Genomic DNA, 13,340 nt, shown 5'->3' on the forward strand with positions numbered 1-13,340 from the left:
CTGCTGAATNAGGCGATTTGCGGCCGAGGTGCTCTCCGCGAGCCCGGCTTGCTTGATGGCTGCGGCCACACCAATGCCCGCGCCGTCGATCGTGAGCGTCTTGGTCTCGATGTTTTCGGGAAAATTTTTTCCCGACGCTGACTGCGTGACGAGAAGTTTTGTCGAGCTTGTTCGGCTGCCGCGCTCCCCGCGAAGCGCGTAGTGATTTCCATCGCCAGCTCGAATTTGATCTCCATCGGATTGCGACCGTCGGCGATCTGCTGCCGCAAGCTGGCCAGATCCGCATTGGGACGGAACGACAGCAGCTCGAAGTAGCGCCACATCAGCTCGTCGGAGATCGACATGAGCTTGCCGAACATGCTGTCGGCATCCTCGTTCACGCCGATATAGTTGCCGAGCGACTTGGACATCTTGTTCACGCCGTCGAGGCCTTCGAGCAACGGCATGGTGAGCACGATCTGCGGCTCCTGGCCGAACGCTTCCTGCAACTGCCGTCCCATCAGCAGGTTGAACTTCTGATCGGTGCCGCCGAGCTCGACATCGGCCTGCAGCGCCACCGAGTCATAGCCCTGCACCAGCGGATACAGGAACTCGTGAATGGCGATCGGCTGGCCGCCCTTGTAGCGCTTGCTGAAATCGTCACGTTCCAGCATGCGCGCCACGGTGCTCTTGGCTGCCAGCTGAATCATGCCGGCCGAGCCGAGCTGACTCATCCAGCGGGAATTGAAATCGACGCGGGTCTTGGCCGGGTCCAGGATCTTGAAGATCTGGTCCTGATAGGTCTTGGCATTGGCCTGCACATCTTCCGGCGTCAGCGGCGGCCGCGTCGCGTTGCGGCCGGAGGGATCACCGATCAAGCCGGTGAAATCGCCGATCAAGAAAATCACCTCGTGGCCGAAATCCTGAAAGCGGCGCATTTTGTTAATCAGCACCGTGTGGCCGAGGTGCAGATCGGGCGCGGTCGGGTCGAAGCCGGCCTTGATCTTGAGCGGCTTGCCCCGCTTCAGTTTGGTGAGCAGCTCGGACTCCAGCAGTATTTCGCTGCTGCCACGCTTGAGCTCGGACAATTGTTCGTCGGCGGAAAGCATCGGATTTCCAGCGTGCCGCGAAGGGCACGGTAATGATGGATTGAGTTGGAGTGCGCGGCGACTTTAGTCGCTCCGATCACTCCCGTAAAACCGCGCGGTGCGATTGTTTCGCGACCGATGTGACCTGAACAGGACGCACGTTGGATCTGCGACCCAGGTTCATCGGTTCAGTCAGTAGTTGACGCAGGCGCTGTGATTCTTCAAATTTGCGGCTTGGTTCGTTTACTTTAACTTATTTACGCACAGTCATGCGCGAGTCTAGGCAATCGGCACAACTCGGCTTTCGAAAGGGATTTCAAGCTAATCCCGCGTCTGCCTCCCCCTCCGCCCGGACCGCGTTCGATTACAAGCCGCAGTCGACTCGTAGCAGCAATCATGCGCGCTGGTTCGTATCCGGCCTGCTGTTGCCGCTGGTCGGCGGGCTGGTCGCCTACGGGCTGGCCACTCGCGACGGCTCGTTCCTTGCGCCGCGCCAGCCGGCCGTCAACGTGGCCACCCTGCCGCCAATCGAGATCGAGGACGTGGAAGTGCCGCTGTCCGCGATGCCGACTTCCATCCTCGGTGACACGGTCGAGTACGTAGTCCGTCGCAACGACACGATGGATCGCATTTTCCGGCAGCTGAAACTGAATCTCACCGACCTCGCTGTGATTCGCGACATGCCGAGCGTGCAGTCGCAGCTGGATAAGCTGCGCGTAGGCGACATCATTACGCTGGTACACGACGAAGGCCTGGTGCAGTCGCTCACCCGCCGCATCAGCGAGACCGAGATTCTCTCGGTGACGCGCGCCAACGAAGGCTTCAACGCCGAAGTGATCGCGACGCCGCTGGATATTCAGGAAGTCCAGGCCGAAGGCACCATCGAATCCTCGCTGTTCGTCGCGGCTCGTGCGGCCGGCGTCAGCCCCGAGTTGATTCTGCAAATGGCCAACGACATTTTCGGCTGGGAAATCGACTTCGCGCTCGATATCCAGCCCGGCGATAAGTTCAATCTGGTTTACGAGCAGAAGTATCGCGACGGCAAGTTCATCGGCAACGGCCGCATCCTGGCCGCCGACTTCATGAACAACGGCACCCTGCATCGCGCGGTTTACTTCGAGTCCAAGGACGGCAAAGTCGCCGATTACTTCCGGCCCGATGGCCGCAGCGTGCGTCGCGCATTCCTGCGCGCACCACTGGAATTCACGCGGATCAGCTCGAACTTCAATCCCGCCCGCCGTCATCCCATCCTGAATACGATTCGCGCTCACAAGGGCGTGGATTACGCAGCCGCAACCGGCACGGTGATCAAAGCGGCGGGCGATGGCAAAGTGGCGTTCGTCGGCACCAAGGGCGGATATGGCCGCGTCGTGATTCTCGAGCACGGCGGCGGCGTCTCGACGCTCTACGGTCACATGTCGCGCTTCGCCAGCATTCGCAATGGCCAGCGCGTTCGCCAGGGCACGACCATCGGTTATGTCGGCAGCTCCGGCGCCGCAACCGGTCCGCACCTGCACTACGAATACCTCGTGAATGGCGTGCACAAGAATCCGCGCACGGTGTTGCTGCCGGAAGCCGCGCCGATCCCCGACTCCTATCGCGCCGAGTTCATGACCAAGTCCGGCCTGCTGTTCGCCAAGCTGGACCGCGCTGGCGCAGCCACGGTCACGACCGCGGCTCTGGCTCCATAATCCAACCAGCGTCGCGCTCGCCGACGCTATCAGCACAATTTCCATGCAAATCGCGCCCATGTGGCGCGATTCTGCTGCCTTGCGCGTGTAACACATGCAAGCCGCTGACCGTAGTATTCTCGATGTCCCCCAGGACACGGGACTTCGGTGACGGCAGCATCATGCTCGATGTGAATCTCAAGGCCCCCGAGCACTACATCAATCGGGAGCTGTCCTTTCTCGACTTCAACCAGCGCGTGCTCGCCCAGGCTCACGATGAGCGCCTGCCCCTGCTGGAACGGATCCGCTTCCTCGGCATCTCCTGCTCCAATCTCGATGAGTTCTTCGAGATCCGCGTCGCCAGCCTGAAGCAGCGGCAGGAACTGGGCTCGCTCACCGGCGGTCCCGACGGCATGACCGTGCCGGAGCAACTGACCGCCATTCACGAGCGCGCCGCCGCCCTGGTCAAAGATCAATACGAGCTGCTTCATCAGCTGGTGTTTCCCGACCTGGCGACCCAAGGCATCCAGTTCGTGAATGCCAAGACGCTGACGCCGGCTCAGCGCAAATGGGTCGGCGACTATTTCGCCAAGGAAGTCGAACCGGTGCTCACACCGCTGGGGCTCGATCCGGCGCGGCCGTTCCCCAGAATTCAAAACAAAAGCCTGAATTTCATCGTGCGCTTGTCCGGCAAGGACGCGTTCGGCCGCGACGCCGAGCTCGCGGTCGTGCAAGTGCCGCGCTCGTTACCTCGAATCATTCGTCTGCCGGCGACCACCGGCGACGAGCCGGGCAAGACCTACTTCGTGTTCCTGTCGGCGGTGATTTCGACCTTCGTGGCGCAGTTGTTCAGCGGCATGAAGGTGGAAGGCGCCTGGCAATTCCGCGTCACGCGCAACAGCGATCTGTTCGTCGACGACGAGGAAGTGGACAACCTGCTGCGCGCGATCGAGGGCGAGCTAGCGCAACGCCGCTATGGCGCGGCCGTGCGCCTGGAAACCTCGCTCGACTGCCCGGAAGACATCACCTCTTTCCTGCTGCGTCACTTCGCGCTGAAGCGCGACGATCTGTATCAGGTCAACGGCCCGGTGAATCTCAACCGGCTCATGGCCATTTACGACCTGGTCGATCGCCCGGACCTGAAATTTCCGCCGTTCACGCCGTGCATTCCGAAGCGCCTGGTCGCGAAGGAAGACATCTTCGCGGTCATGCGCGAAGGCGAGGTGCTACTGCATCACCCGTTCGAAGCGTTCGCGCCGGTGATCGATTTTCTGCGCCAGGCGGCGGCCGATCCGGATGTGCTGGCGATCAAGCAGACGCTGTATCGAACCGGCCCGCAGTCGCCCGTCGTCGACGCGCTCGTCGATGCTGCGCGCGCCGGCAAGGAAGTCACTGTGATCATCGAGCTGATGGCGCGCTTCGACGAGGCAGCGAACATCCAGCTCGCGACTCGACTTCAGGAAGCTGGCGCGCACGTCATGTATGGCGTCGTCGGTTACAAGACGCACGCGAAGCTGATCATGGTCGTGCGGCGCGAGCGCGGAAAACTGCGTCGCTACTGTCACTGCGGCACTGGCAACTATCACCCGAATACCGCGCGCGTTTACACCGATTACGGCCTCTTCACATGCGATGAGGCAGTCGGCGAAGACTTGCATGAGCTGTTCTTGCAGCTCACCAGCCCGACGCGCGTCGCGACCATGCAGAAGATCCTGCAGTCGCCGTTCACTCTGCACGAAGGCCTGCTCGAAAAAACGCGCCGTGAAATGGCGTTCGCGCGCGAAGGCAAGCCCGCCCGCATCATTGCCAAGATGAACGCGCTGATCGAGCCGCAAATCATCCAGACGCTCTACTCCGCCGCGATGGCCGGCGTGAAAGTCGATCTGATCGTGCGGGGTATCTGCGCGTTGCGGCCAGGAATGCCGGGGATCTCCGAGAACATTACTGTGCGCTCGGTGATCGGGCGCTTCCTCGAACACTCACGCGTCTACTACTTCCACAACGACGGCAGCCCGGAGATCTTCTGCGCCAGCGCCGACTGGATGGAGCGCAACTTCTTCCGCCGGATCGAGGTGTGCTTCCCGATCGAGCGCAAACAGCATCGCGATCGCATCGTCGAGGATTTGCAGACCTATCTGGCCGACAACGAGCAGGCGTGGGTGCTGAGGCCGGACGGCAAGTACGAGCGAGCCAGCGCCAATGGCGCGCCGCCGGTGACCGCGCAACAAGTGCTGCTCCAGCGGTATTCGGACTGCAACGATTAGCGTGGGGTGCTAGCTGACGCGCAAGCGGTAGCCGGCCGCTTTCAAATACTCGATCTCGTTTTCCAGATCGGCGGCGGTCAGCGGATGGGAATCGAGCCAGCCCCTGGGGAAGGTAATCTCCATGGCCCTGGCGCGCGGCACGAGCTCGATCCTCGGCAACGCCTCGGCCGTGCGCCCACGATGCAGCAGCACCGCGAGCCGCAAGATCAGGATCAAGAACTGCGCCTTGATGTGCCAGGGCGGAGTCAGATCCTGCAGCGTCTCGAGCTGCAGCTTGCGTCGATGAGCGCCGACGATATCCGCGAGGATCTTCTGCTCTTCCTGCGGAAAGCCCGGCAAGTCCGCATGTTCGAGCAGATACGCGCCATGTTTCTGATAGTGAGAATGCGAGACATCGAGACCGATCTCATGCAGTCGCGCGGCACACAGCAGCGCCATCTCGGCGAATGGATCGTCCAACTCCCACGCGACTTGAGTCTGGCGTAAAAAATCGAGCGCAGTGGCCTCGACTCGTGACGCCTGCGCGAGATCGACGTGATAGCGACCTTGCATGGCGCGCACGCTGCGCAAGCGCGCATCTTCATCGGTAAAGCGGCCGACCAGGTCGTAAAGCAAGCCCTCGCGCAATGCGCCGTCGGCGGCCTTCATCGTCTTGATGTCGAGCACGCTGAGAACTTCGGCGAGGATGGCCAGGCCACCGGGAAACACGGGCAGACGTTCGTCCGTCAACCCGGGCAGGCGCAGCTTGGACAGATCGCCCGCACGCAGCAACTGCTCGATCAGCAGCTCGATGCCCGCCGGCGTAATGATTCCATCGCCGTTCGAGCGCGCGCGCAGAACATCGCTGACCGCACGGATCGTGCCGGACGAGCCCACCGCGTGGTCCCAGCCGTAATCTTTGAAGGTTGACTGGACGGGCTCCAGCTCGAGTCGCGCGGCGAGTCGAGCCCGCTTCATGCGCTTCTCGGTGACCACGCCGTCGTTGAAGATGCGCGAGCTCATGCTCACGCAGCCCATGTGCAGGCTTTCGAGCTTCTTCGGATGCTGGCCTTCGCCAATGATGATCTCGGTGCTGCCGCCGCCGATGTCGGCGACGAGCCTGCGGCCAGGGTCGCTGGGCATGGTGTTGGCGACGCCGAGATAGATCAGCCGTGCCTCTTCGATGCCCGAGATCACTTCGATGGGATGACCGAGCGCCGAGCGCGCGCGATCGAGGAAGGCGCCTCTGCGCTTGGCCTTGCGCAGGGTATTGGTGCCGACGACGCGAACGCTCTCGGCCTTCATGTCGCGCAAGCGCTGGCCGAAGCGTTCCAGGCAGGCGAGCGCAACGTCGATGGCCTCGCGCTTCAGGCGGCCTTGCTCGTCGAGACCGGCGCCGAGGCGCACGCTCTCACGCAGACGATCGAGAATGATGAGCTGCCCGTGCGTGTGACGGGCCACGATCATGTGAAAACTGTTGGAACCCAGATCGACGGCAGCAATGACGTCGGGAATCTTGCGCGCCATTGCAGAAACCATCCCACCCTAAGTTGACACACCTTACCGCGGGATTTTAATCGAGGAAGCCTCCGACGGCAGCGGCAACTCTGCCGAGCCCAGGGAAGTCGTGCAATCCGCGCTTCCGTAGGTTACATCGAGAACGACGAGCCGCAGCCGCAGGTCGTCGATGCATTCGGATTGCGAATGACGAACTGCGCGCCTTCGATGTCCTCTTTGTAGTCGATCTCGGCGCCGGCGAGATACTGGATGCTCATCGGATCGATGAGCAGCGTGACGCCGCCGTTCTCGACGCGCGTGTCGCCCTCTTCCAGGTTCTCGTCGAACGTGAAGCCATATTGGAAGCCCGAGCAGCCGCCACCCTGCACGAAGACGCGCAGCTTCAGATTGGGATTGGACTCTTCACGGATCAGCTCGCTGACCTTGGCGGCCGCGGCATCGGTGAAGACCAGGCTGGGCGCGCCAATACCCGGAGAAAAACTGGAAAGAGCGGATTCAGTGTTCATGAGGCCACGTTGGGGGCAGCAGCGTCTGAATCAAGTGTAACGCAGCCACCGCCGGGAACGTGAAAACGCTCCCAAACCATTGAGCTATAACGCCATCAGCCCGCGGAATCTGCGGCTGCATCGCCCGGCGCCGGCTTGATTTCGGGCTCGGCCTTGGCGCCGCGCCGCGGCTCGTGGATCAACTTGCCGGTGATCTCCGCACCCATCTCCATCTCGATCAGCGCGTAATACACGTTGCCGGTGACCCGGGCCGTCGCACCCAGCTCGACGCGCTCGTGCGCCAGGATGTCGCCCTTCACCGTGCCGTTGAGGATCACATTGGGCACGGCCACCGAGCCTTCGACGACGCCACTGTCGCTGACACTGAGCGTTGCGCCGGAATCAGCAGGCGCATCGACGTTGCCTTTCACGTGGCCATCGACATGGAAGCCGCCGGCGAACTGCACATCGCCGATGATGCGCGTGCCGGCGCCGATCAGCGTGTCGATACGATGCGGTTTGGGTTTATTACGGTTGAACATGCGCCGTCCAAATCAGGGGCTAGCGGCCTCGAGGCTCTAAGCTTCGGTCTGCACTCGCCAGGGATAGGATTCTCGCACAGGGTCCATGCGCGGGGAGCGCACCTCGAGCGTCACTGCCCGCGGCTCGAAGCCTTCCGGCAGCACGATGTCCTGTTCGAGATTCTGAAAATAGCGGAATTGAAACGGCAGCTGGCCATCGGCCCGCGCCGTCTCGGCAGCAGCCGAGAGCGGCAGCTGAACCGGCTTGTTTTCGCGCACGCCCTCGAGCTGCACGACCACCGATCCGGAGACCACGCTCTCCTGACGCATCGACTGCACCAGCACCAGCCGCAGCCGGTAATGATGGTCAGCCGCGCCGGGCAGCACCTGGAAACGCTGAATGCGCAAGCCGCCGATGCCGTCTTCCGGCGAAACGATGCCGCGATAGAAGGTCAGCTGCTCGCGATGCTTGAGGACCTGCGCCTGCAGGTCCGCGAGATTCTTTTCGACGTCGGCGTACGCCTTGTACTCGACTTTGCGATCCAGCTCCGCGGAGGCGACCGCGGCGCGCAGCCGTTCGTTTTCCTCCGCGAGCGACTCGATCTTCGCGTTCAGCTCGCGACGCTGCTGAATTTCTGCGAACTTGCTGTAACCGCCTTCGAAACGGCCCCATTCGTACATCAGGTACAAGGCGATCAACACGCCCAGCGTGCCGCCGATGAGCACGGCCCGGCGCCGCCAGGTCGGATGCTGGCGGATGATGAAGGCACCGGTGCGCTGTGGGAAAAAATCAGGCATTACTGAATGACTGTGGTGGATCGAGGCGTCTGCACCGAAAATAAGTAGTACGAATTTGACGAAAGCTGGTGAAATTAGAGCACAGCCGCCGCGCTCCGATTGAGAAGCGCCGCAAAGAATCCCGTCCCGGCGCGCCAGCTTCCACCCCAGCGGCGGCATTTGCGCGACCCGATAAGGCGATGACGCAAAGCGGCTTAGGCGAAAGCCAGTCAGTCCCGACACTCATGGCAAAGGTCATTCATGCTCTGGCTCAAGGCGTTGCACATTATTTTCGTAATCACCTGGTTCGCCGGATTGTTCTATCTGCCGCGCCTGTTCGTGTATCACGCGGCGCTCGCAGGCGGCGACCCCGCTGGCGCGGAGCGCTTCAAGGTCATGGAGCGGCGCCTGTTCACCATGATGACCATAGGCGGTGCGCTCGCGATCGTGTTCGGCGCGGCGACGCTGGGCAAGGTGCCGGGGTTCATGCAGACCGGCTGGATGCACGCCAAGCTGACGCTGGTGGCCGGGCTCATCGTCTACCACCTCTGGTGCCACCGCTTGCTGATCGCGTTCCGCAACGACCGGAACCAGCATTCGGAGCGCTGGTACCGCGGCTTCAACGAGGTGCCGACCCTGTTCCTGTTCGGCATCGTCATCCTCGTGGTCGTTAAGCCGTTCTAACCGATCGCCTTGTCCTGCGCGGCCTTTTGCTGGCGTTGAGCCAGGTTGCGTAAATATTTTTCTTCCTGGGACCACTCGGGCAACGCCGGTGGGTCTTGCGGGAAGGCGGTGCGCGCCAGCTCATCGAGCGCACGGGCATAGACGGCGCGCTTGAAGTAAATGACCTCGCGCACCGGCGTCCAGTAGTCGACCCAGCGCCAGCTCTCGAACTCCGGCTCGCCGGTCGACTCCAGGTCGAAACGGTCTTCGGAGCCGGTGAAGCGCAGCAGGAACCAGCGCTGCTTCTGCCCGATACAGGGCGGCTTGCTGTTCTTGCGCACGTATTGCTTGGGCAGGCGATAGCGCAGCCAGTTGCGGGTGCCAGCGATCAGCTTCACGTCATGGGGCTCCAGCCCCACCTCTTCCTTGAGCTCGCGGTACAAGGCTTCTTCGGGGGTTTCCCGCTGCTGTACGCCGCCTTGGGGGAATTGCCAGCCGCGGCCGCCGGTCCGGCCGCCAAGGAAGACCTGACGGTCCTCGCGGATCAAGACGATTCCGACATTGGCGCGAAAGCCGTCTGCATCGATGAAATCGGTCATGGAACTTTTGAAAATCGGATTGACCCGATTCTTTCACCTGTCGCGGGCGAACGCCACCACGTGGTCAGGCTCGATGCGAATCCCGATGTGCTCACCGACCGCGTGATCGTGGTGGCTCGGCACCAGCGATAGCAGCTGCATGCCGCTCGCCAGCTTCAACGTATAAAGGAACTCCGCTCCTCGGAACGCGCGCTGACACACTTCGGCGCGCAGCGTGCTGGCGTCGTCATGAATGACATCGTCCGGCCGTAACAGCAGATCGACATGACGACCGGTCTGCCACTGCCCATTGCCATTGGCGCGCACCACACCGAGCTCGGTGCGCACCGAGCCGGCCGCGACCACTTCACCCGGAATGAAAACGCCCTGGCCAATGAAGTCAGCGACGAATCGCGACTCAGGTCGATGATAGAGCTGATACGGCGTGTCCCACTGCTCGAGCCTGCCGTCCTTCATCACGCCCACCAGATCGGCGACCGCGAACGCTTCCTGCTGATCGTGAGTCACCAGCAGCGCCGTGGTGTTGAGCGCCTTCAAGACCGAGCGCACTTCGAGACTCAGGCGCTCGCGCAATTCCACATCGAGACTCGAGAACGGCTCATCGAGCAGCACAATCTGCGGCTCCGGCGCCAGCGCGCGCGCCAACGCCACGCGTTGCTGCTGGCCGCCTGACAACTGATGCGGGTAATGGCCTCGATGCTCCGCCAGGCCCACTGTTTCCAAGACTTCTTCCGCGCGTCGCTTGCGTTTGCTCCGCTCCAGCCGATGCAGACCGAAAGCGACGTTGTCGAGCACCGTGAGATGCGGAAACAACGCGTAGTCCTGGAACACCATGCCGATCTGCCGGCTCTCGGGCGGCGAATGAAAATCCGGGGACGCGAGCACACGACCGTGCGCGCGAATCACCCCCGCATCGACCGCCTCGAACCCAGCGATACAACGCAAAGCCGTCGTCTTGCCGCAGCCACTGGGCCCCAGCAGGCAACCGATCGAGCCTTTCTCCAGGCGCATCGACAAGCCATTCACGGCCGAGCGTGTGCCGAACCGACGCACTACATTTTCGAGCTCAAGCCACATGCGCACCTCTGCGCGTCAGCATGGCAGCAGGAATCAGCCCGACGAGCACGATGGCAACTGCCGGCAACGCGGCACGCTCCCACTCACCTTCAGACGTCATTTCCCACACGCGCACCGCCAGAGTGTCCCAGCCCGGTGGCCGTGTGATCAACGTGATCGGCATTTCCTTCATCACGTCGACGAACACCAAAGTCGCCGCGGTCGCAAGACTGGTTCGCAGCAGCGGCACATGCACTTTACGAATCAGATCGGTGCCGACCACGCCCAGACTGGCGGCGGCTTCATCGATACTGCGAGTGACCCGCTGCAAGCCGCTCTCGATCGGATTGAATCCGACCGTAAGGAAGCGCGCGAGGTAAGCGATGAGCACCGCGAGCAATGTGCCTTGGAGCAACAATACCGGCGCAGACTCTCCCATCCACGCGCGCAGCCAGCTCTGCAGCTGATTGTTCAACAGCACCAACGGCACCGCGATGCCGACGGCCAACACGGTGCCCGGGATGGCGTAACCCAGCGTCGCGAGCCGCACGAGCAGTCGCATCGACGTCGTCGACCTGCTCCGTTCGATGTAAGCGAGCGCCAGGGCGGCGGTGACAATGACCACCGCGGCGCTGCCAGCGAGGATCAAACTGCGCGCGATAAAACCCCAGTAGCGACTGTCGATGTCGCCCACGTTCTTGGCCGACCAGATCAAAAGCTGGAACAGCGGCAGCACGAACGCGAGCGCCAACACCAACGCCGCGCCGGCAAACGCGCCCCATCGCCCCACGGGACCAAGCTGCAAGCGCGCAGCTTCGCGTGTCATGTCCCGGCCGCTGGCGAAACGAGCTCCCGCTCGCGAACTGCGCTCGAGCGCGAACGCTGCGATGACGAACAACAACAAGACGCCGGCAAGCTCCAGCGCCGCGCTCACAGAGAACATGCCGAACCACGCGCGATAGATCGCAGTCGTGAACGTGTTGTAGTTGAACACCGAGACCGCGCCGAAGTCGGCCAACGTTTCCATGCAGACCAACGCGATGCCGGCGGCGATCCAGGGACGCGCCATGGGCAGCGCGACCTTCCAAGTCGCCGCCGCGCGCCCGTACCCCAACATCTGCGCAGCCTCGAGTGCACGTCGACCTTGAGTGAGAAACGCCGTTCTCGCCAGCAAATAAACGTACGGATACAAGGCGAGCGACAAGACGACGATCACGCCGCCAGTCGAGCGGATCTTCGGCACCCACGCCGAGCTGCCGGTCCAGGCGCGCAACCAGGTCTGCAATGGGCCCGCGAAATCGAGGAACCCCACCGCGACGAACGCCAGCACGTAAGTGGGAATCGCCAGGGGCAACAGCAGCGCCCAATCGAAAAAGCGCCGGCCGGGAAACTCACAGATCGACGTGAGCCACGCCAGTGCAGTGCCGACGGTGCCGCTCAACAACGCGACACCGATCAGCAACTTGATCGTGTTGACCGTCACCTCGGGCAGCACGTAGCGCGACAGGTGTGCCCAGACCTCGGCTTCAGGCGAGACGCTCGCGTGCACAATGACGAGCAGAGGCACGAGCGCAGGCAGGCATAGCACAACCGCGAGCACCACGCTCAGCGGATCGCGCCATGCGCGCCGCGTTTCAGGCTGCACAACCTCCGCGCTCATGGCGAATCGTCAGCGATAGCCCGCCCGATCCATCAACTTCACCGCCGTGGCTTGCAACTCGCCGGCCTGCGCCACGTTCATCGGGCTGCGCTTGAAATCGCCCCACGCCTTCACGATCGGGTCCGGCTCGATGCTGGGACTGGCGGGATATTCGAGGTTCTGACCCGCGAAGAACGCCTGCGCCTCGGGCTGCGACAGCCACTCGAGGAATTTCTTCGCCTCCTCACTGCGCGGCGAGTGTGCCGTCACGCCGGCACCTGAAATATTGATGTGGACGCCCTGGCCCGCTTGATCCGCCCAGAACAACTTCACCGGCAGATCGGGCTTATCGCGCAACAGGCGGCCATAGTAGTAAGTGTTCACCAGGCCCACATCGCACTGACCCGCGGCGATGGCCTCCATCAGCAACGTGTCGTTCGAGAAAGGCTCGGCGGCAAGGTTCGCCACCCAGCCACGGACGATTTCTTCGGTCTTCGGCTCGCCGTACTCGGCGATCAGCATGGCGACCAGCGACTGGTTGTAGACCTTCTTAGACGTGCGCAGACACAGCTTGCCCTTCCAACGGTCGCTGCCAAGCGCAGCGTAATCGCTCAGCTCTTCCGGCTTCACGCGCTCGGTGCTGTAGACGATGGTGCGCGCGCGGATCGAGAAGCCGAACCAGCGGCCCTGCGGATCGCGCAGGCTCTCGGGAATATTGGCGTTGAGCACGTCCGAGTTCACAGACTGCATCAGGCCGAGATCCGCGGCGTGCCACAACTCGCCGGCATCCACGGTCATGAGAATGTCGGCCTGTGAATGCGCGCCTTCGGCGTTCAGGCGCTCGATCAGCGGACCGGCATCGTCGGTAACGAAGCGGATTTTCTGGCCACTCTCGGCGGCGTAGCGATCGAAGATGGGCTTGATCAGCTGCTCGTTGCGAGCCGAGTACACCACCAGCTCGGAAGGTTGCTTGGCGCAGCCGGCCAGTCCAACAGCGAGTACCAGTGCGCCGAACATTGGCGCAAATACACCGAACCTTACTGACATGACCCGCGAGACCTCGGCTGACCAATCAATGCGAATGACTCGCATTTAATCACGT

Annotated in this window: 11 protein-coding genes and 1 pseudogene; 3 read left to right on the top strand and 9 right to left on the bottom strand. The window is 62.4% G+C overall.

Annotation, left to right across the window (positions count from 1 at the left end; translation table 11 throughout):
• Positions 1-1,088, bottom strand: a pseudogene (gene tyrS / locus D0550_RS16905) (tyrosine--tRNA ligase); the annotation flags it as partial.
• 248 nt (positions 1,089-1,336) lie between these two features.
• Here tyrS and D0550_RS16910 point away from each other — a divergent pair.
• Together D0550_RS16910 and ppk1 are read left to right on the top strand one after the other, a co-directional pair.
• Positions 1,337-2,758 (top strand): peptidoglycan DD-metalloendopeptidase family protein, encoded by a 1,422-nt coding sequence (locus D0550_RS16910; RefSeq protein WP_116810370.1) that lies wholly within the window; start codon positions 1,337-1,339, stop codon positions 2,756-2,758.
• A gap of 161 nt (positions 2,759-2,919) precedes the next feature.
• Entirely contained in the window at positions 2,920-5,001 is a 2,082-nt protein-coding gene (gene ppk1 / locus D0550_RS16915; protein ID WP_116810371.1) for a polyphosphate kinase 1, read from the top strand.
• Between the two features lie 9 nt (positions 5,002-5,010).
• On the opposite strand, the gene ppx is transcribed toward ppk1, so the two are convergent.
• From ppx to D0550_RS16935, 4 genes are all read right to left on the bottom strand, one after another.
• Complete coding sequence (gene ppx, locus D0550_RS16920; protein WP_116810372.1) at positions 5,011-6,507, bottom strand: exopolyphosphatase; 1,497 nt, start codon at positions 6,505-6,507, stop codon at positions 5,011-5,013.
• Between the two features lie 122 nt (positions 6,508-6,629).
• A complete protein-coding gene (erpA, locus tag D0550_RS16925; RefSeq protein WP_116810373.1) occupies positions 6,630-7,004 on the bottom strand; it encodes an iron-sulfur cluster insertion protein ErpA in 375 nt (124 codons plus the stop codon).
• Positions 7,005-7,099: 95 nt separating this feature from the next.
• Positions 7,100-7,525: a bactofilin family protein gene (locus D0550_RS16930; RefSeq protein ID WP_116810374.1), complete on the bottom strand. Its 426-nt coding sequence runs from the start codon at positions 7,523-7,525 to the stop codon at positions 7,100-7,102.
• Between the two features lie 36 nt (positions 7,526-7,561).
• Entirely contained in the window at positions 7,562-8,302 is a 741-nt protein-coding gene (locus tag D0550_RS16935) for a DUF6776 family protein (protein ID WP_116810375.1), read from the bottom strand.
• Positions 8,303-8,542: 240 nt separating this feature from the next.
• Here D0550_RS16935 and D0550_RS16940 point away from each other — a divergent pair, with 240 nt between their 5' ends.
• A complete protein-coding gene (locus D0550_RS16940) occupies positions 8,543-8,965 on the top strand; it encodes a CopD family protein (RefSeq protein ID WP_116810376.1) in 423 nt (140 codons plus the stop codon).
• Here the strand turns inward: D0550_RS16940 and D0550_RS16945 are convergent.
• From D0550_RS16945 to D0550_RS16960, 4 genes are read right to left on the bottom strand one after another with little or no spacing between them, the layout of a single operon-like run.
• Entirely contained in the window at positions 8,962-9,543 is a 582-nt protein-coding gene (locus D0550_RS16945; protein WP_116810377.1) for an RNA pyrophosphohydrolase, read from the bottom strand. The genes D0550_RS16940 and D0550_RS16945 overlap by 4 nt on opposite strands.
• Positions 9,544-9,576: 33 nt before the next feature.
• A complete protein-coding gene (locus tag D0550_RS16950) occupies positions 9,577-10,620 on the bottom strand; it encodes an ABC transporter ATP-binding protein (protein WP_116810378.1) in 1,044 nt (347 codons plus the stop codon).
• The gene (locus D0550_RS16955) at positions 10,610-12,259 is read right to left on the bottom strand and encodes an ABC transporter permease (protein WP_116810379.1); all 1,650 of its coding nucleotides are present in this window, start codon (positions 12,257-12,259) and stop codon (positions 10,610-10,612) included. The genes D0550_RS16950 and D0550_RS16955 overlap by 11 nt, the downstream gene beginning before the upstream one ends.
• 9 nt (positions 12,260-12,268) lie before the next feature.
• Positions 12,269-13,285: a Fe(3+) ABC transporter substrate-binding protein gene (locus tag D0550_RS16960; RefSeq protein WP_116810380.1), complete on the bottom strand. Its 1,017-nt coding sequence runs from the start codon at positions 13,283-13,285 to the stop codon at positions 12,269-12,271.
• Between the last annotated feature and the right edge of the window lie 55 nt (positions 13,286-13,340).

This window comes from Steroidobacter cummioxidans (assembly GCF_003104955.1).